This window comes from Actinomyces radicidentis, from assembly GCF_001553565.1.
GTDB classification, from domain to species: Bacteria; Actinomycetota; Actinomycetes; order Actinomycetales; family Actinomycetaceae; genus Actinomyces; species Actinomyces radicidentis.
Window position 1 is genome coordinate 2,490,690 of sequence record NZ_CP014228.1, and the last position, 19,640, is coordinate 2,510,329.

At 73.7% G+C, this 19,640-nt stretch carries 11 protein-coding genes and 1 riboswitch; all 11 genes read left to right on the forward strand.

Annotated elements, in window-relative coordinates:
* Positions 1 to 26: 26 nt before the first annotated feature.
* The 11 genes from AXF14_RS10590 to AXF14_RS10635 all read left to right on the forward strand — a co-directional run bounded on the left by AXF14_RS10590 (position 27) and on the right by AXF14_RS10635 (position 19,559).
* Entirely contained in the window at positions 27 to 9,593 is a 9,567-nt protein-coding gene (locus tag AXF14_RS10590) for a type I polyketide synthase (RefSeq protein ID WP_236755586.1), read from the forward strand.
* 222 nt (positions 9,594 to 9,815) lie between these two features.
* Positions 9,816 to 10,220: a GNAT family N-acetyltransferase gene (locus AXF14_RS10595; protein ID WP_067943084.1), complete on the forward strand. Its 405-nt coding sequence runs from the start codon at positions 9,816 to 9,818 to the stop codon at positions 10,218 to 10,220.
* Positions 10,217 to 10,378, forward strand: coding sequence for an N-acetyltransferase (locus AXF14_RS14010; RefSeq protein WP_169798265.1), 162 nt, complete (start codon positions 10,217 to 10,219; stop codon positions 10,376 to 10,378). Before AXF14_RS10595 ends, AXF14_RS14010 begins: the two co-directional genes overlap by 4 nt.
* 68 nt (positions 10,379 to 10,446) lie before the next feature.
* Positions 10,447 to 10,980, forward strand: a complete 534-nt coding sequence (locus AXF14_RS10600; RefSeq protein WP_067943086.1) for a GNAT family N-acetyltransferase — start codon at positions 10,447 to 10,449, stop codon at positions 10,978 to 10,980.
* Positions 10,981 to 10,993: 13 nt separating this feature from the next.
* Entirely contained in the window at positions 10,994 to 11,503 is a 510-nt protein-coding gene (gene acpS / locus AXF14_RS10605; protein ID WP_067943088.1) for a holo-ACP synthase AcpS, read from the forward strand.
* On the forward strand, positions 11,500 to 12,576 hold the full coding sequence (locus AXF14_RS10610) for an erythromycin esterase family protein (protein ID WP_067943090.1): 1,077 nt from the start codon (positions 11,500 to 11,502) through the stop codon (positions 12,574 to 12,576). Before acpS ends, AXF14_RS10610 begins: the two co-directional genes overlap by 4 nt.
* Before the next feature lie 191 nt (positions 12,577 to 12,767).
* The gene (locus AXF14_RS10615; protein WP_067943092.1) at positions 12,768 to 14,282 is read left to right on the forward strand and encodes an NAD-dependent succinate-semialdehyde dehydrogenase; all 1,515 of its coding nucleotides are present in this window, start codon (positions 12,768 to 12,770) and stop codon (positions 14,280 to 14,282) included.
* A gap of 148 nt (positions 14,283 to 14,430) precedes the next feature.
* The gene (putP, locus tag AXF14_RS10620) at positions 14,431 to 15,900 is read left to right on the forward strand and encodes a sodium/proline symporter PutP (protein ID WP_067943094.1); all 1,470 of its coding nucleotides are present in this window, start codon (positions 14,431 to 14,433) and stop codon (positions 15,898 to 15,900) included.
* Positions 15,901 to 16,137: 237 nt separating this feature from the next.
* Positions 16,138 to 16,278, forward strand: a riboswitch (FMN riboswitch).
* A 326-nt stretch (positions 16,279 to 16,604) separates the two neighbouring features.
* Positions 16,605 to 17,324 (forward strand): ABC transporter permease, encoded by a 720-nt coding sequence (locus tag AXF14_RS10625; RefSeq protein WP_067944344.1) that lies wholly within the window; start codon positions 16,605 to 16,607, stop codon positions 17,322 to 17,324.
* Positions 17,325 to 17,399: 75 nt separating this feature from the next.
* Positions 17,400 to 18,440, forward strand: a complete 1,041-nt coding sequence (locus tag AXF14_RS10630; protein ID WP_067943096.1) for an ABC transporter substrate-binding protein — start codon at positions 17,400 to 17,402, stop codon at positions 18,438 to 18,440.
* A 297-nt stretch (positions 18,441 to 18,737) separates the two neighbouring features.
* Positions 18,738 to 19,559, forward strand: a complete 822-nt coding sequence (locus tag AXF14_RS10635) for a DUF2382 domain-containing protein (RefSeq protein ID WP_067943097.1) — start codon at positions 18,738 to 18,740, stop codon at positions 19,557 to 19,559.
* The last annotated feature ends 81 nt before the right edge of the window (positions 19,560 to 19,640 follow it).

The following is a 19,640-nucleotide window of genomic DNA, read 5'->3' on the forward strand; positions in this document are numbered from 1 at the left end:
TGAAGAACCCCAGGAGAACGAAGCACATGAGCGAGTCCGCATCCGCCGCCGCCCAGGACGTCATGGCCGACCAGGCCGAGACCACCCTCACCGACAGCCTCAACGACGCCGCCCCGGCCGTCGCCCACGCCGCCGGCACCGACACCCGCTCGGTCTCCGAGCGCCTCGAGTCCGGCGAGCCCTACGTCCTCGCCTTCGGCGGCCAGGCCACCCCGTGGCGCTCCACCCTCGACGAGCTCGTCTCCCTCGACCGCGACCTCGCGGCAGACCTCGTGCGCGTCGACGCCGCCGTCGCCGAGCGCCTCGCGCCCGTCGCCACCGAGCTGCTCACCGTCACCCCGCGCGGCCTGCGCGCCCTCGACGACGCCGCCGCCCCGGTCGCCCCCGCCCCCAAGGGCGCCGCCGCGAAGGACGCAGACGCCGCTGATGTCTCCGTGCCCGGCATCCTCCTGGCCCAGCACGCGGCGCTGGCCTCCCTGCCCGGCGCGGGCGTGGCCGTCACCGGCTCCGCCGCCCCCGCCGAGGCCATCGGCCACTCCCAGGGCGTCCTCGGCGTCGCCCTCCTCGAGGCGCTGTCCGCGGACGACGACTCCGCCGCCTGGGACGGGGTCGTCGAGGTGCACGCGATCGCGCGCCTCATCGGCGCCGGCGCCGCCCGCACCACCCAGCGCCTGGGCCTCGGCACCGCGGGGGAGGCCACCCCCATGCTCTCCGTGCGCGGCGTCCCGCGCCCCGTCCTGGACGGCGTGCTCGCCCGCGTCCCCCAGGCCTCCGGCGTCACCGTCGGCGTCACCAACGGCCGCCAGGCGCACATCCTCTCCGGCCGCCCCGCCGACCTCCAGCTCGTCGTCGCCGCCCTCGAGACCGCGGCCCGCCGCAGCGAGAAGGACCGCAAGGAGCGCCGCCGCGGCGGCGCCGTCCTCACGCCCGTCACGGAGTTCCTCGCGACCGCCGTGCCCTTCCACACCCCGCTCCTGGCGGGCGCCGTCGACGACGTCGTCGCCTGGGCCGCCGCCTGCGGCCTCGACGCCGAGCGCGCCCGCGGTCTCGCCGCCGCCGTGCTCACGAGCCCCGTGGACTGGCCGGCCCTCGTCACCGAGGCCATCACCGCCCACGGCGACGCCGCCGCTCCGCGTCTCATCGTCGACCTCGGCCCCGGCGCCGTCCTCGCCCGCCTCACCGAGGCGATCGTCGCCGGCACCGGCACGACCGTCGTCCCCGCCGGCACCGCCCGCACCATCGACGAGCTCGACCGCGCCGGCTCCGCCCCGGCGCCCACCGTCGACCGCTCGCGCTTCGCGCCGCGCCTGACCCGCCTGCCCGACGGCCGCGTCACCCTCGACACCGCCTTCACCCGCCTCACCGGACGCTCAGCCGTTCTCCTGCCCGGCATGACCCCGACGACCGTCGACCCGGCCATCGTCGCCGCGGCCGCCAACGCCGGCTACTGGGCCGAGCTCGCCGGCGGCGGCCAGACCACCGCCAAGGTCCTCGCCGACAACCTCGCCGGACTCGAGGCCCAGCTGGAGCCCGGCCGCACCGCCGCCTTCAACGCCATGTTCATGGACCGCTACCTGTGGAACCTCCACCTGGGCACCCAGCGGCTCCTGTCCAAGGCCCGTGGCGCCGGCGCCCCCGTCGACGGCGTCGTCATCTCCGCCGGCATCCCCGAGCCCGACGAGGCCGTCGAGCTCCTCGAGCGGCTTCACTCCGAGGGCTTCCCCTACGTCGCCCTCAAGCCCGGCACCGTCGACCAGATCCGCCAGGTTCTCACCATCGCGGGCGCCGTGCCCGAGACCCCGATCATCATGCAGATCGAGGACGGCCACGCCGGCGGCCACCACTCGTGGGAGGACCTGGACACCATGCTCCTGGCCACCTACGACGCCATCCGCTCCCACGAGAACGTCGTCCTCACCGTCGGCGGCGGCATCGGCACCCCCGAGCGGGCCGCCGACTACCTCACCGGCCGGTGGGCCCTCGCCTACGGCACCGCCCCCATGCCGGTCGACGGCGTCATGATCGGCACCGCCGCCATGACCGCCAAGGAGGCCCGCACCAACGACGACGTCAAGCAGCTCCTCGTCGACACCCCCGGGATCGCCGAGGGGACCGAGGGCTCCGAGGGCGGCTGGGTCGCCTCCGGCGCCTCCGCGGGCGGCATGACCTCCGGCCTGTCCCACCTGCGCGCCGACCTCTACGAGATCGACAACTCCTCCGCCAAGGCCTCCCGCCTCATCCAGGAGCTCGCCGGCGACGACGCCGCCATGGCCGAGCGCCGCGACGAGATGGTCGACGCCCTCTCCCGCACCGCCAAGCCCTACTTCGGCGACGTCGACGAGATGACCTACCTGCAGTGGGCCACCCGCTTCGCCGAGCTCTGCGTCGCCCCGCACGCCGGTCGTGCCGCCACCGAGGCTGACTGGAACGACGAGGGCTGGTACGACCGCTTCCTCGACCTGCTCCACCGCGTCGAGGCCCGCCTCTCCGAGGCCGACCACGGCGAGATCGAGACGCTCTTCGCCGACTACGACGACGTCATCGACGCCGATCAGGCCCTCGCGGCCCTCGCCGAGCGCTACCCGGCCGCCGCCACCACCCGCGTCGAGCCCGGCGACGCCGCCTGGTTCCCCGAGCTGTGCCGCAAGCACCCCAAGCCCGTGCCCTTCGTCCCCGTCCTCGACGCCGACATCCTGCGCTGGTGGGGCACCGACTCCCTGTGGCAGTCCCAGGACCCGCGCTACAGCGCCGACCAGGTCCGCATCATCCCCGGCCCGGTCTCCGTCGCCGGGATCACCACCATCAACGAGCCCATCGGCGAGCTCCTCGGCCGCTACGAGACCGCCGCCGTCGAGGCCCTCCAGGCCGCAGGCACCCCCGAGCACGAGGCCGCGGGCCGACTCGGAACCGAGGCCGGCCCCTCGGGCCGCACCGTTGACGACGCCCTCGAGCTCGTCCGCACCACGCCCCACGTCCTGTGGAACGGCCACCTCACCGTCAACCCCGCCCGGGTCCTCGACGACGACGCCTACACCGTCGTCGCCCGCCCCGACGTCGCCGAGGACGCCTACGACCTCGACATCTCCCTCGACACTCACTGGGACACCACCCCCGGCGGCGAGAAGATCCACGCCGTGCGCCGCCTCGTCGTCCCGCTGCGCCTCGCCCGCGCCTGGGACGGGGCCGCGCCGCTGGTGGACCCCGGCCGCATCTCCGAGACGATGAACGACCTCCTGCGCGCCACCGCGGGCGTCGGGGCCGTCTCCGTCACCGGCGACCTCATCGAGAAGCTGCCCGAGGTCGTCCCCGCCGTCGACGGCGCCACCAACGCCAAGGGCGAGGTCGTCACCCAGCCCTTCGGCACCGTCCACGCGACCTTCACCCTCTCCGACACCCTCGGCGCGGACCACGCCGCCGTGACCGCGGACGCCCTCCCGGCGGAGCTCTCCGCGGCCCCGCTCGTCCCCGACGCCCTCCTCGGGCCCTGCTGGCCCGTCGTCTACGCAGCCCTCGGGTCCGTCGTCGAGGACGGCATGCCCCTCATCGAGGGCCTCCTCGGCGCCGTCCACCTCGACCACACCATCGACCTGCACCGCTCGCTCGCCGAGCTGGCCTCCGACGCCGGAGCCGACTTCCGGATCACCGTCGACGGCTGGGTCGAGGCCCTCGAGGAGTCCAGCGCCGGCCGCGTCGTCGACGTCCGACTCGAGCTGCGCGAGGAGGCCACCGGCGAGCTGGTCGCCCTCATGCGCGAGCGCTTCGCCATCCGCGGCCGCGCCCACGGCAACGCCGTCCCCTCCAGCCCCGACCTCGCCGGCGGCACCGGCCGCGAGACCGCCCCGGCCGCCCGACGCCTCCTGCGCCGCGTCACCGTCACCGCCCCGAGCGACATGACGGCCTTCGCGCGCGTCACCGGCGACTTCAACCCCATCCACACGAGCTACCACGCCGCGAAGGTCGCCGGCATGCAGGCCCCGCTCGTCCACGGCATGTGGCTCTCCGCCACCGCCGAGCAGGTCGCCGCCTCCTCCGACCCCGACGGCGGTAAGCACGTCCTGTCCGGCTGGACCTACGTCATGCTCGGCACCGTCGAGCTCGAGGACCGCGTCGAGATCAGCGTCGAGCGCACCGGGCTCGTCGTCGGCGGCGGCTACGTCCTCGAGGTCGTCTGCCGCATCGGCGACGAGGTCGTCTCGCGCGGCACCGCTGTCACCGTCCCCGAGCCGACCGCCTACGTCTACCCGGGTCAGGGCATCCAGGCCCAGGGCATGGGCCTGGACGAGATGAACTCCTCCAAGGCCGCCCGCGAGGTCTGGGAGCGGGCCGACGCCCACACCCGCGCCGAGCTCGGCTTCTCCGTCATCAACCTCGTCCGGGACAACCCGACCGAGATGACCGCCCGCGGCGTCACCTACCGCCACCCCGAGGGCCTGCTCAACCTCACCCAGTTCACGCAGGTGGCGCTGGCGACCGTCGCGATGGCGACCACCGCGCGCCTGGCCGAGGCCGGGGCCCTCGTCGAGAACGCCGCCTTCGCGGGCCACTCGCTCGGCGAGTACACGGCGCTGTCCGCCTACGGGCGCGTCATGCCCGTTGAGACGACGATCTCCATCGTCTTCCAGCGGGGCTCGACCATGCACACGCTCGTCGAGCGGGACGAGAACGGCGCCTCGAACTACCGCATGGGCGCCCTGCGCCCCAACCAGGCCGGCATCCGCGCCGACCAGGTCGAGGCCTACGTCGCCGGCGTCGCGGAGCGCACCGGGGAGTTCCTCCAGATCGTCAACTACAACCTCGCCGGCGTGCAGTACGCCGTCGCCGGGACGATCAAGGGCCTCGACGCCCTCGCCGCCGACTCCCGCGCCAAAGCCGAGGCCCGCGGCGGCAAGAACCCCTTCATGCTCGTCCCCGGCATCGACGTGCCCTTCCACTCCGAGGTCCTGCGCCCCGGCGTGCCCGAGTTCCGCGAGCGCCTCCTGGCCCTCATCCCCGAGGACCTCGACCACGAGCGCCTCATCGGCCGCTACGTGCCGAACCTCGTCGCCCGCCCCTTCGAGCTGACCCGCGAGTTCGCCGAGTCGATCCTCGAGGTCGTGCCCTCCGAGCAGGTGGAGGCGCTCCTCGCCGACTGGGAAGCCCGGGCCGCCCGCCCCCGCGAGCTCGCCCGCGCCCTCCTCGTCGAGCTCCTCGCCTGGCAGTTCGCCTCCCCGGTCCGCTGGATCGAGACCCAGGACGTCCTCCTCCGCAGCCCCGCCGAGGGCGGCCTGGGGATCGAGCACGTCGTCGAGGTCGGCCTCGCCGCCTCCCCGACGCTCGCCAACCTCGCCTCCAAGACGCTCCTGCTCCCGTCCAACGCCGGCCGTCACGTCACCGTGCACAACGCCCGGCGCGACGAGGCCCGCGTCCTGGCCACCGACACCGACCCGGCCGTCGACCTCGACGCCGTCGAGTCCGACTTCGAGCTGCCCGCGCAGGGCAGTGAGGCCCCCGCAGCCCCGGCCCCGGCCGAGGCGGCGCCGAGCGAGGCGGCCCCGGCCGAGGCAGCTGCGGCCGCAGCCCCGGCCGCGCCCGCGGCCTCCGGCCCCGCCCCGGACCTGCCCTTCGGCGCCACCGACGCCCTCACCGTCCTGCTCGCCCACGCGGCCCGCATCCTGCCCAGCCAGATCGGCGCCACCGACACGACCGAGACGCTCACCAACGGCGTCTCATCGCGCCGCAACCAGCTCCTCATGGACATGGGCACCGAGCTCGAGCTCGCCAGCATCGACGGCGCCGCCGACGCCGACATGACGGCCCTGGCCGCCACCGTCGCCAAGGGCGCCCCGGGCTACAAGCCCTTCGGCCCCGTCCTCACCGACGCCATCCGCACCGGCCTCGGCCGCATCCTCGGGCCCTCGGGCGTGCGCGTGGGCCGCATCGGTGAGCGCGTCACCGGCACCTGGGGCCTCGGCGAGGGCTGGGTCTCCCACGTCACCGCCGCGATCATGCTCGGCACCCGCGAGGGCGTCTCCATGCGCGGTGAGGACCTCGCCTCGCTGGGCTCCTCCGCCCCGCTCGGCTCCGCCGCCGCCGTCGACGCCCTCATCGACAAGGCCGTCCAGGCGGTCGCCGCCGACCACGGCGTGTCCGTCACCAAGCCCTCCGCGGGCGGCATGGGGACGTCGACGCAGATCTCTTCAGAAGCGCTGGACGCCTTCGCGGCCACCGTCACCGGCGAGGACGGCGTCCTCGCCACGACCGCCCGCACCGTCCTGACCGCCCTGGGCCTGGACGAGCCCGCCTCCTTCGACCCGGAGGCCGAGACCGAGCAGGCCGCCACCCGGGCCCTCGTCGAGGCCGTCGACGCCGAGCTCGGCACCGGCTGGCTCGCCTCCGTGACCCCGGCCTTCGACGCCGACCGCGCCGTGCTCATCGACGACCGCTGGGCCACCGCCCGCGAGGACCTCGCCCGCCTCGGCACCGGCGAGACCGGTCTCGAGGCCGCCCGCGCCACGCTCGCCCCCGAGCGCTTCACCGGTCTCGGCACCGCCGTCGCCGACCAGGCCGCCTGGTGGGCCCGCGCCCTCGCCGACTCCGACCTGCCCGACGCCGGCGAGCGCGCCGAGCTCGCCTCCGCCATCGCCGAGGCCGCCCGCCGCGCCCCCGTCGCCGGCGGCGACTCGGTCCGCTGGGCCGAGGACGTCGCCGTCGTCACCGGCTTCGCGCCCCGCTCCATCGCGGCAGCCGTGGCCGGCGACCTCCTCGCCGGCGGCGCCACCGTCGTCGCGACGAGCTCGCGCCTCACCCACGAGCGCCTCGACTTCGCCAAGCGGCTCTACCGCGAGCACGCCTCCGCCGGCGCCCGCCTGTGGATCGTCCCCGCGAACCTCGCGTCCTACCGCGACGTCGACGCCCTGGCCGACTGGATCGGTCACGACCAGGTCGTCACCTCCGGTGGCTCCTCCAAGCTCGTCAAGGCCGCCCTCGTCCCGACGCTGCTGTTCCCCTTCGCCGCCCCGCGCGTCGTCGGCACCCTCGCCGACGCCGGCCCGGAGGCCGAGTCCCAGACCCGCCTCCTGCTGTGGAGCGTCGAGCGGTCCATCGCCGCCCTGTCCGCCATCGGCACCGACACGCACGTCGACCACCGCCTCCACGTCGTCCTGCCCGGCTCCCCGAACCGCGGCACCTTCGGCGGCGACGGCGCCTACGGCGAGGTCAAGTCCGCCCTCGACGCCGTCGTCAACCGCTGGCGCTCCGAGTCCGCCTGGTCCGGGCGCGTCACCCTGGCGCACCCGCGCATCGGCTGGGTCCGCGGCACCGGCCTCATGGGCGGCAACGACCCGCTCGTCGACGCCGTCGAGGCCGCCGGCGTGCGCACCTGGTCCACCCGGGAGATCGCCGACGAGCTCGTCGCCCTGTGCACCGCCGACAAGCGCGCCCGGGCCGCCGAGGCCCCCGTCGAGGCCGACCTCACCGGCGGGCTCGGCGACGGCGTCGACCTCGTGGCCCTCCGCGAGGACGCCGCCGGCCGCGCCGCCGCCGCCGCGGCCGCGCCCGCCGCTGCCCCGGCCGCCACGATCGCGGCGCTGCCCACGGCCCACACGCCCACGCAGCCCACCGCCCCCGAGTGGGGCGAGGTCGACACCGACCTCGACGACATGGTCGTCATCGTCTCCACCGGTGAGGTCTCCACCTGGGGCTCGGGCCGCACCCGCCGCGAGGCCGAGCTCGGCATGACCGGTGGCGACGACGTCGAGCTCACCGCCGCCGGCGTCCTCGAGCTCGCCTGGGGCATGGGCCTGCTCACCTGGCAGGACTCCCCGAAGGCCGGCTGGTACGACGCCGAGGGCGAGCTCGTCCCCGAGGACGCCGTCTACGACCGCTACCGCGACGAGGTCGTGGCCCGCTCCGGCATCCGCGAGTTCACCGACGACGGCGTCATCGCGCCGATCGCCCCCGAGGAGGTCACGGTCTACCTCGACCGCGACATCACCCTCACCGTCCCCGACGAGGCCTCCGCCCTCAAGATCGCGGACTCCGACCCGGAGCACACCCGCATCGCCCCCGACATCCAGAACGGTGCAGAGACCGGCGAGTGGACCGTGACGCGCCTGGCCGGCTCGCTGGCCCGCGTGCCGCGCCGCGCCGCCCTGTCCCGCACCGTCGGCGGCCAGTTCCCGACGGACTTCGACCCGCAGCGCTGGGGCATCCCGGCCTCCATGGTCGAGGGCATGGACCCCATCGCCGCGTGGAACCTCGTCACCGCCGTGGACGCCTTCCTCTCCGCGGGCTTCAGCCCCGCCGAGCTGCTCCAGGCCGTCCACCCCAGCGACGTCGCCTCCACCCAGGGCACCGGCTTCGGCGGCATGGAGTCCATGCGCAAGATGTTCGTCGGAAGGTTCCTCAACGAGGAGCGCCCGAGCGACATCCTCCAGGAGGCCCTGCCCAACGTCGTCGCCGCGCACGTCATGCAGTCCTACGTCGGCGGCTACGGCTCCATGGTCCAGCCGGTCTCGGCCTGCGCCACCGCCGCCGTCTCCATCGAGGAGGGCTGGGACAAGATCGCGCTGGGCAAGGCGGACGTCGTGGTCGCCGGCGCCATCGACGACATCTCCATCGAGTCCGTCGTCGGCTTCGGCAACATGAACGCCACCGCGGAGGCTGCCGCCATGTACGCCAAGGGCATCTCCGCCCGCCACTTCTCCCGCGCCAACGACCGCCGACGCGGCGGCTTCGTCGAGGCCGAGGGCGGCGGCACGGTCATCCTGGCCCGCGCCTCCGTGGCCGCGCGCCTGGGCCTGCCGGTCGCCGGCGTCGTGGGCTTCGTGTCCTCCTACGCCGACGGCGCCCACACCTCGATCCCGGCCCCCGGCCTCGGGGCGCTCGGCGCGGCCCGCGGCGGCAAGGCCTCGCGCCTCGCCAAGGCGCTGGGCCGCCTGGGCGTCACCGCCGACGACGTCGCCGTCGTGTCCAAGCACGACACGTCGACCAACGCCAACGACCCCAACGAGTCCGAGCTCCACACCCGGATCGCCCGGGCCCTGGGCCGCACCGAGGGCAACCCGCTCATCGCCGTGTCCCAGAAGTCCATCACGGGCCACGCCAAGGGCGGTGCCGCGCTCTTCCAGGTCGCCGGCCTCACCGAGATCCTGGCCACCGGTGTCGCACCGGGCAACGCGAGCCTCGACGTCGTCGACCGCCCGCTGGCCAAGGACGCCTTCTGGGTGTGGCCGCGCACGCCCATCCGCGTCCCCGCCCGCGGCGGCGTCGTCCGCGCCGGCCTGCTCACGAGCCTCGGGTTCGGGCACGTCTCCGGCCTCATCTCCGTCGTCCACCCCGGTGCCTTCGAGTCCGCCCTGCGGGCCGAGGGCGGTCAGGAGGCCGTCGACGCCTGGCTGGCCAGCGCCAACCGCCGCCTCGCGGAGGGCACGCGCCGCCGTCGCGCCGGCATGATCGGCCGCGCCCCGCTCTTCGAGCAGGTCGAGGGCCGTCGCCTCGGTGACGAGAGCCGCTTCCGCGACCCGCACGAGGTCGAGGCCGCGATGCTCCTGGACCCGGAGGCCCGCCTGGGCGCCGACGGCGTCTTCCACATGGGCGAGGCCACCGAGGCCTGACCCCGAGATCGGGACGTCCTGACCTCGAGATCGGGACGTCCCGGCCCTGAGCCCGGGACCGCACCGCATCCCTGGACCCGGCGGTGCGGCCCCGTCCACCCGACGGAGCCCGTCGGTCCGCCGTCCCCCTGAGGACGCCGTGCCGACGGGCGACGCCGCTCCCCGCACCTCCTGCCCGTAACCGCCACGACTCCCGGCGCCCGCCACCCGAAGGGCACCACCATGGAGGTCCGCTCCGCCCCCGTCGTCCGACCCATGCACCCCGAGGACGCGGGCGCCGCCCGCCGCGCCCAGTACGAGGGCTGGCGGGACACCTACGTGCGTCCCGACGGCGTGAGCGCCGCCTGGCTCGAGGAGGTCTGGCGCCCACGACTCAGCGAGACCGGGATCGCGGAGTTCGCGGCCGAGGTCGCCGAGGGGCAGCACTGCCCGAGCGTCGTCCAGCTCGTCGCCGAGGTCGACGACGGTGCCGGCCCCGAGGTGGTCGGCCTCGCCATCGGTCTCGCCCCCGAGGACGGGCCGCAGGAGCTCCGGGTGCTCTACGTGGCGCACCGGGCGCGCGGCAGGGGTGCGGGGAGTGCGCTCATGGACGCGGTCCTGGCGCGGATGGACCCCGCCCGCCCGTGAGCCTCGGCGTCGCGGTCTTCAACGAGGGGGCTCGGCGCTTCTACCGGCGGCTCGGCTTCCGCGAGGTGCGTGGCCTCGAGTCCGTGTTCGCCGGCGTCATCCCCGAGGTGACGATGCCCCGGCCGGCGCGTCCCGACCGTGGACCGCTGCGCCGTTGAGCGAAGGCCGTACCGCCCGGCCGCCGACGCACCTTGCCCCGGCACCGGCCCCGCGGAAGGATCACGGCATGACCACCGGAGAACGGATCACCGTGCGCCCGACGCGCCCCGAGGACGCCGGGGCGGCCCGCCGTGCCTCCTACGAGGGCTGGCGCGACACCTACGTCAGGCCGGACGGACTGAGCCCGGAGCAGCTCGAGGCCTTCTGGTGGCCGCGCCTGAGCGAGCAAGGCGTCCGAGCCTTCGCCCAGGAGATCGCCGAGCTCCAGGACCGGACCGATATCGTGCAACTCGTCGCCGAGCTCGACTCTGCGGTGGTCGGCACCCTCGTCGCGCGGCTACCCGTGGACGGGCCCCAGGAGCTGCGGGTGCTCTACGTCGCGACCGCCGCGCGCGGACGCGGAGCGGGCGGAGCGCTCATGGAGGCGCTCCTGGCGAGGGTCGACCCGGTGCGGCCGGTCAGCCTGGGCGTCGCGGCCTTCAACGACGGCGCGCAGCGCTTCTACCAGCGGCACGGCTTCGTGGCGGTCCCCGGCTCCGAGACGGTGTGGAACGACGTCCTGCCGGAGATCACCATGACCCGTCCGGCCACCGGTGCCTGAGGAGGGCCCGCCCATGAGCAGCTCCGAGCCCCGACCGCCCGCCGTGCCCGAGGTGCCCGTCGGCGCGGCCGTCCTCGGCACCGGCGTGGATCTCGTCCACGTGCCCGGGCTCGCCCGCCAGCTGACCATCCCCGGCACCGTCTTCGCCGAGCGGACCTTCACACCCCGCGAGCTGCGCGACGCCCGGCGGCGGGCCGATGAGTCAGGCTCGCTCCAGGCCGAGCACCTGGCCGGGCGCTGGGCTGCGAAGGAGGCCGTCATCAAGGCCTGGTCCGCGGCGCACAACGCCCTCGCCGGGGGAGCGGTGCCACCGGTCATGGCGGCGGAGGCGGTCGACTGGTGCGACATCGAGCTCGTCACCGACCGATGGGGGCGCCCGTCGATCCGGCTCTCCGGCGCCGTCGCCGAGGCCGTTGAGGCCTCGCTCGGGCCGGGAGCCGCTGAGGGCGTCCGCTGGCCGGTCTCCGTCAGCCACGACGGCGACTACGCCGTCGCCGTCGTCCTCGTGACCGCTCGGCCATGAGCGTCCCCGGGGTCCGTGAGGAGGTTGACCGTCTCCTCGGCCTCGTTCCGGAGAACGGCGTGCTCGGGCTCGGCGAACCCACGCACGGCTCGGCCAACGTCTCCGAGTGGAAGATGGCCGTCCTCGCTGAGCTGTCGGACCGGGGCGCCCTCGGAGCGCTCGCCTTCGAGGACTCGATGCTGACCGGCGCTCAGGTGGACCGGGCCCTCGCCGACGGGACTCGGTGCTCGGACCAGGTCGTGGGCGCGTGGGCGGAGGCATCGAGCCTGTGGCGCACGCGCGTCGTCGTCGTAGGGCTCGAGAGGCTGGCGAGCATCGCCGCGTCGGAGGACCGCCGTCGCTTCCGCTTCCTCGGTCTCGACTGCCACGGAGGTCGCCGTGCCGCTCAGCGGCTGGTCGCGCTGGGCGCGACCGACGGACTCATTGAGCGCCTCGGCCGCGGCGAGGCGCTGACCCGCAGCGAGACGGAGTCCCTCGTTGAGGAGTGCCGATTCCTCGAGGCGGCGTCGACGGCCCAGCAGTTTCTCGCGCGGAACGTGCGGCAGTACGCCGAGGTCTACCTCATCGACCCGGGGGAGGAGCGCCTCGCCCTGCGGGACCGGTACATGGCGGAGGAGCTCCTCGCCCGCCGTCCCGACCGTGGGATCACCGTCGTGTGGGCCCACAACGAGCACGTGGCGAGGAATGAGTCCGGCTGGGCCGGGCCGGTCATGGGAGCGTGGCTCGCGGAGGCACTGGGGCGGTCCTACGTCGCCGTCGGCGCCCTGTGCGGGGAGGGCACCGCGCGCGCCGTCGACGCTGCCGCCGAGCGGGAGGACTACCGATCCGTCGCACTGCCAGGCCTGCGTCCGGAGCACACGGAGTCCGCGCTGGCCGCGCTCGGGCAGAACCTCGTCCGCGGTGACGAGCTCGCCCACCCGGGGCCGAGGCGCTTCCTCGGGTGGAGCATCGACTCTCGGATGGTCCGTGACGAGCCCGGGGCCTTCGACCTCGCCCGCCCGTCGACCGATTTCGACCTGCTCCGCTGGTTCTCCTCGAGCACCGCGGACGAGACCTGGATACCCGACTGTTGACCAAGGCGCTCCGGAACCTGGAGGAGAGTGCCGTGCGCCGACGAGAACGAGGGTTGTGCTCGAACACGAAGGAACTTCCCTCGTTCTCGAGCACAACCCTCGTTCTCGACAGGGGTGGAGGAAGGCGGGGCGAAGGGCTCCGCTTGCGCCGCCTCCTACGATGGGAGCGCGCCCACTCGAAGGAGAGCTCTATGCCCACCTCGCAGCCCAGCCAGTCCACCCGCCTCGTCGCCGACGAACGCGTCCGCGACCTCCTGAGTTCCATCCCAACCGGGGTCCTCATCGACGGCGAGTTCCGCGAGGCCGTCTCCGGCGAGCGCTTCGAGGTCCTCGACCCGGCCACCGGTGAGGTCCTCACCACCGTCGCCGACGCCGCCGAGGCCGACGCCCGGGCCGCCATGGACTCGGTCTGCGCTGCCGCTCCGACCTGGCGTGCCACCCCGTCGCGCGAGCGCGCCGAGGTGCTGCGCCGCGCCTTCGAGCTCGTCACCACCACCTACCGCGAGGACCTCGCCCTCCTCATGACCCTCGAGATGGGCAAGCCACTCGCCCAGGCCGACGGCGAGGTCACCTACGGCGGGGAGTTCCTCCGCTGGTTCTCAGAGGAGGCCGTGCGGATCCGGGGCGACTACTTCCAGGTCCCGGAGGGGCACCTCCAGGCGATGGTGCTGCGCCGCCCCGTCGGCCCCTGCCTCTTCATCACCCCGTGGAACTTCCCCCTCGCCATGGGCACCCGCAAGCTGGCGCCGGCGCTGGCCGCCGGTTGCACCGCCGTCCTGCGCCCGAGCCAGGTCACGCCGCTCACGAGCCTCCTGCTCGGCCGGATCCTCACCGAGGCGGGCGTGCCCGACGGCGTCATCGCCGTCGTTCCCTCATCCTCGGCCCGCGCCGTCACCGGCCCGGTCCTGGCCGACGACCGCCTGCGCAAGCTCTCCTTCACCGGCTCCACCGCCGTCGGCCAGGCCCTGCTCAAGGAGGCCGCCGACGGCGTCCTGCGCACCTCCATGGAGCTCGGCGGCAACGCCCCCTTCATCGTCTTCGACGACGCCGACCTCGACGCCGCCGTCGACGCGGCCCTCGCGACGAAGATGCGCAACATGGGGGAGGCCTGCAACGCCGCCGACCACTTCCTCGTCCAGGAGGGCGTCCGAGAGGAGTTCGCTCACCGCCTCGCCGAGCGCATGGCCGCGCAGACCGTCGGCAACGGCCTCGACGACGGCGTCGACGTCGGTCCGCTCGTCTCCGCCCAGCAGCGCGACTCGGTCGTCGAGGCCGTCGAGGGCGCCGTGGCCGTCGGCGCCACGGTCCTCACCGGCGGGACGCGTCCCGAGGGCCCCGGCTTCTTCTACCCGCCGACCGTCCTCACCGACCTGCCCGCCGACGCCGACATCATCCGCGAGGAGATCTTCGGCCCCGTCGCCCCCGTCATCGGCTTCGCCGACGAGGCCGAGGCCATCGCCCTGGCCAACGACGACGTCATGGGCCTGCAGGGCTACGTCCACACCCGCGACATGGACCGTGTCCTGCGCCTCACCGAGGCCCTCGAGGTCGGCATGCTCAGCGTCAACGCGGCCACCACCTCGAACGTCTCGGCGCCCTTCGGCGGCGTCAAGCAGTCCGGGCTGGGCCGTGAGGGCGGCAAGGAGGGCATCGAGGAGTACCTCGAGACCGTCTACGTGGGCCTGCCCGCGCCCGAGCTCGGCTGAGCGGCGGTCCCGCCGACGTCGCCGGACCCGGCCTGGGGGCGGCGCGGGATCTGCGGCCCTGGCGAAGGACGCGTGCCGAACGTCACACGCGCGTGACGCCCGAGGAGTATGGTCCCCCCATTCCCGCCCCGTCCTGACAGGAGGACCCGTGTCCGACTCGACCTTCCAGGCGATCGCCATGATCGTCTACTTCGTGGGCATGCTCGCCATCGGCGGGTGGGCCTACGGGCGCAACAACAACCTCGACGACTACATGCTCGCCGACCGCGGCCTCAACCCCTGGGTCGCCGCCCTGTCCGCCGGAGCGTCCGACATGTCCGGCTGGCTGCTCATGGGACTGCCCGGCGGCCTCTACGTCGGCGGTCTCGTCGAGGGCTGGATCGCCGTCGGACTCACCGTCGGCGCCTGGGTCAACTGGAAGGTGGTGGCCCCGCGCCTGCGCGCCTACACGGAGGTCGCCCAGAACTCGATCACCATCCCGAGCTTCCTCGACAACCGCCTCCACGACGACAAGCACCTCCTGCGCTGGGGCTCGGGCCTCATCATCCTGGTCTACTTCACCTTCTACGTCTCCAGCGGCATGGTCGCCGGCGGCGTCTTCTTCCAGTCCTCCTTCGGCATGGACTACCACCTCGGCATGGTCCTCGTCGCCGCGATCACGGTCGTCTACACGCTCGTCGGCGGCTTCCTCGCCGTGTCGTACACGGACTTCGTGCAGGGCGTCATGATGGTGCTCGCCCTCGTCATGGTCCCCGTGGTCGGCGTCATCAAGCTCGGCGGACCCGCCGAGGTCATCTCCGCGGTCAGCGACGTCGACCCGCACTACTGGGCCCTCATCGGCTCGACGACGACGGCGGTCGGCATCATCTCCTCGCTCGCCTGGGGGCTGGGCTACTTCGGCCAGCCGCACATCATCGTGCGCTTCATGGCGATCCGCTCGGTCGGCGAGGCCAAGATGGGTCGTCGCATCGGCATCGGCTGGATGCTCTTCGCCGTCGTCGGCGCCTGCTGCACCGCGATCATCGGCGTCGCCCAGTACAAGCGCGGTGACGGCCTCCCCGACCCCGAGTCCGTCTTCATCAGCCTCGGACAGCTCTTCTTCCACCCGCTCGTGGCCGGCTTCATGCTGGCGGCCATCCTCGCGGCCATCATGTCGACGATCTCGAGCCAGCTGCTCGTCACCTCCTCGGCCCTCATCGAGGACCTCTACGGGGCGATCACCAAGCAGAAGGTCTCGGGCGGCCGCCTCGTGCTCTACTCGCGGATGAGCGTCTTCGCCATCGCCGTCATCGCCGCGGTCCTGGCCTGGGAACAGAACGACACGATCCTCAACCTCGTCGCCTTCGCCTGGGCCGGCTTCGGAGCGTCCTTCGGGCCGACGGTGCTGCTCGCGCTCTACTGGAAGCGTCTCACCGCCAACGGCGCCTTCTGGGGCATGATCACCGGCGCCGTCGTCGTCTTCGTGTGGGGCAACCTGTCCGGCGGGATCTTCGAGCTCTACGAGATCCTGCCCGGCTTCCTGGTCAACCTCGTCGTCGCCTGGCTCGTGTCCCTGCGCGGGACCGTGCGCCCGGAGATCGAGGAGGAGTTCGACGCCGCCGTGGCGGCCACGCGCTGAGACCCACGCGTCCGGGCGGTCTCCCGCACGTGCCGACCCGGTGAGAACGACGACGCCGCCCGCGGACCATGACGGTCCGCGGGCGGCGTCGTGCCGCGGAGGCCGAGGTGCGCGGGACGCCTCCGCGCCGCACCGCGCACGCGTGCGCCCGGGTGGTGGGGGAGCCGCGTGTGGGCGGCTCGCCGGGGCCGGCGGAACTGGCCCGACGGTGCGGAGGGGGCTAGTGTTCGAGCAGCACACGTGCTCCGGGGTCGGTGAAAGTCCGAGCCGGCGGTGACAGTCCGCGACCCGAGAGCGTCCTCCGTCGGAGGCCGCGATCGGTTGAGCTGGTGGAACTCCAGCACCGACGGTGAGAGTCCGGATGGGAGGAAGCACGAGGCACCCGGCGTCCGCGCCGGTCGGGCCTGCCAGCGGCGGGCCGGGGCGCACAGCGCGTGCCGTGCGGGCGCGAGCCTCCGCCGTCGGCGGCCCGCCCGTCACCCCGGAGACGCCCGGGGCGAGCGCCCCGGGACCAGCCGGGAGAACCACGAGTGAACCGCTCGACGCAGCACGCGACCGACGGCGCAGCCAGCACAGCCGTCCCGCGCAGCCCCACGCCCGAGACCGCGCCGCACCCCGCAGGACGCACGGCCGACGCAGGCACGCGGCGCCCGGGCCCGGGCACCGGCCCGGGCCCCGCCCTCGCCCTCGGCGCGCTCATCCTCATGGTGTGGTGGGCCGTCACCGCCTCCGGCGCCGTCCCCGCCGTCTTCCTGCCCGGGCCCCTCGACGTCGCCCGCCGCCTCGTCCTCGGCATCACCCAGGGCGGGCTCCTGCCCTACGCCTGGGTGACCCTGCGCGAGGCCGTCCTCGGCTGCCTCCTCGCGGCCGCCCTCGCCCTGCCCCTGGCCTGGGCGCTGTACCGCTGGCAGCTCTTCTCCCGCACCGTCCTGCCCTACGTCGCCGCCTCCCAGGCCGTCCCCGCCATCGCCATGGCGCCCCTGCTGGTCCTGTGGATCGGCTACGGCACGCTCCCGGTCGTCATCCTGTGCGCCTTCATGGTGTTCTTCCCCATCACCGTCACGGTCCTGCTCGGCCTGCGCGGCCTGGACGCCGACGTCCTCGACGCCGCCCGGCTCGACGGCGCCTCCGGGCTCGCGCTCGTGCGCTACATGGAGCTGCCGATGGCCCTGCCCGGGATCCTCTCCGGCCTGCGCACCGGCTTCACTTTGTCCGTCACCGGCGCCGTCGTCGGCGAGATGACGATGGGAGGGGAGGGCCTGGGCATGGTCCTGTCCCACCAGCGCGACGCCGTCGACACCACCGGCCTCTTCGCGACGATCGTCCTGCTGTGCCTCATGGCGATGACGATCCACTGGTGCTTGCACGAGCTCGAGCGCCGCAGCCGCGTCGTCGACGCCATGCGCGGGCGCCGCGCCACCTGACCGGCCCCCCACCGACCGCTCAGCCACCACCCACCTCACCATCGCCCTGACCCGTCCGTCCCGGAAGGCCCCATCATGACCACCACCCCCGACGTCTCCCGCCGTTCCCTCCTCGCCGGAGGAGCCACCGCCGGAGCGCTCGCCCTCCTCGCCGCCTGCTCGTCGGGCACCGCCGCCAAGTCGGCCGCGAGCGCCTCCACGTCCGCCGGCACCGGCGGCTCCGGCCTCGTCATCGGCCTCACGTACACGCCCACCGTCCAGTTCGCCCCCTTCTACATGGCGCTGGCCGGCGGCAAGTACGCCTCCAGCGTGAGCCTGCGCCACCACGGCGCCCAGGAGGGCCAGTTCGACGCGCTCCTCGCCGGCACCGAGCAGCTCGTCGTCGCCGGCGCGGACGAAGCCGCCGTCGCAGCCTCCAACGGCAATGGACTCGTCGCCGTCGGAGGCTTCTACCAGGCCTACCCCGGCTGCGTCATCGTCCCCGAGAGCTCCGACATCACCACCCTCGCCGACCTCAAGGGCCGCACCATCGGCACCCCCGGCAGGACCGGCGAGACCTGGTACACGCTCGAGGTCGCGCTCAAGACCGCCGGGCTCACCGAGGACGACGTCACCATCCAGGAGATCGGCTTCACTCAGCAGGCCGCCCTCGCCGGCGGCAAGGTCGACGCCATCGTCGGCTACTCCAACAACGACGCCGTCCAGATCGCGCAGAACGGCACGAAGGTCCGCACCATCGCCGCCGCCGCTGACGTCCCGCTCGTCGGCGCCTCGCTCGTCACCACGAGGGACTACCTCGCCGCCCACCGCGAGGAGCTCGCCGACGCGGTCACCGCCTCCGCCGCCGGGATGGCGCTGTTCGTCGACGACCCCGACGGCGCCGTCACCGCCACGAAGAAGTACGTGACCGACCTCGCCGACTCGACGCAGGCGGCCAACGCCCGCGAGGTCGCCCTCGCCACCGGGAAGCTCATCCGGCCCGAGGACTCGACGGTCGTCGGCTCCCTGCGCAGCGAGGAGGTCGGCGCCATGATCACCTTCCTGGGCGGCCAGGGGCTGCTCGGCTCGACCTCGCTCACCGCCGACGACGTCTGCGACCCGCTGCTGAGTGCGTGAGGGTGGCGCCTCCTGGGGGGCAACGGCTTTCGGAAATCGGGCGAGAGGCGCCGGTCTCGCGCGTGTGCCGCAACACCTGTGACATAGTTTTCGACGATATATCGGGCACGTGACATGAGGCATAGAAGTGACGATCGTGACGGCTCGTTCGCTCCCAGCTACATCTCGATATCGTAATTCGTTTCGAGTGGCAGGTGCTCTGACCTGCTCATATGGTTGACCTCGATCGAACGACACAGATCGATAGTCATCGGCTCGTCCGGTGACGTCGGGATCGGTACCCATAGGAGGAACCACATGACCACGAACGAGCGTTTCGACACCATCCTCGACTCCACCGTCATCGACCAGGACGGCGACAAGATCGGCAAGGTCGGCCAGCTGTTCCTCGACGACCAGACCGGTGAGCCCACGTGGGTCACCGTCTCCACCGGTCTGTTCGGCACCAAGGAGACCTTCGTCCCGCTCCAGGGAGCCAGCATCGCCGGAGACGAGATCCGCGTCCCCTACGAGAAGGGCTTCGTCAAGGACGCCCCCAACGTGGACGTCGACGAGCACCTCTCCACCGTCCAGGAGGACGAGCTCTACCGCTACTACAACCTCGGCGGCACCACCACCGGCTACGCCGGCACCGAGCGCACCGCGGGCACCGACCGCGCCGCCGCCGGCCACGTCGACGAGGGCCGCACCGCCGAGTACGCGGACCGCGACCGCGCCGCCCGCACCGACGCCGCCGACGGCTCCGTCGTCGCCCACGAGGAGCGCCTCAACGTCGGCACCGAGCAGCGCGAGACCGGCAAGGTCCGCCTGCGCAAGTACGTCGTGACCGAGACCCAGTCCGTCGAGGTCCCCGTCCAGCGCGAGGAGCTGCGCGTCGAGCGCGAGCCCATCAACGAGCGCGTCACCGGTGACGACGTCATCGGCGAGGACGTCTCCGACGGCGAGACCATCACCCTCCACGAGGAGGTCCCGGTCGTCTCCAAGGAGACCGTCGCCACCGAGCGCGTCTCGGTCGGCAAGGAGACCGTCCAGGACACCGAGACCGTCCAGGCCGAGGTCGCCAAGGAGCAGGTCGAGGTCGAGGGCGACGAGTCCCTCCGCAACGGCCAGCACCGCTGACCAACCGCTGACCCGGGGCGCTGAGCCCCGCCCCTCAGGCTCGCCCTGGGGCGACGACCGGGGCGCGACTGGACGCGCACC

Bases quoted from the DNA above. Each gene is read 5' to 3' on its own strand.
- AXF14_RS10590 (WP_236755586.1), top strand. From the start codon at position 27: ATGAGCGAGTCCGCATCCGCCGCCGCCCAGGACGTCATGGCCGACCAG.
- AXF14_RS10595 (WP_067943084.1), top strand. From the start codon at position 9,816: ATGGAGGTCCGCTCCGCCCCCGTCGTCCGACCCATGCACCCCGAGGAC.
- AXF14_RS10600 (WP_067943086.1), top strand. From the start codon at position 10,447: ATGACCACCGGAGAACGGATCACCGTGCGCCCGACGCGCCCCGAGGAC.
- acpS (WP_067943088.1), top strand. From the start codon at position 10,994: ATGAGCAGCTCCGAGCCCCGACCGCCCGCCGTGCCCGAGGTGCCCGTC.
- AXF14_RS10610 (WP_067943090.1), top strand. From the start codon at position 11,500: ATGAGCGTCCCCGGGGTCCGTGAGGAGGTTGACCGTCTCCTCGGCCTC.
- AXF14_RS10615 (WP_067943092.1), top strand. From the start codon at position 12,768: ATGCCCACCTCGCAGCCCAGCCAGTCCACCCGCCTCGTCGCCGACGAA.
- AXF14_RS10625 (WP_067944344.1), top strand. From the start codon at position 16,605: ATGGTGTGGTGGGCCGTCACCGCCTCCGGCGCCGTCCCCGCCGTCTTC.
- AXF14_RS10630 (WP_067943096.1), top strand. From the start codon at position 17,400: ATGACCACCACCCCCGACGTCTCCCGCCGTTCCCTCCTCGCCGGAGGA.
- AXF14_RS10635 (WP_067943097.1), top strand. From the start codon at position 18,738: ATGACCACGAACGAGCGTTTCGACACCATCCTCGACTCCACCGTCATC.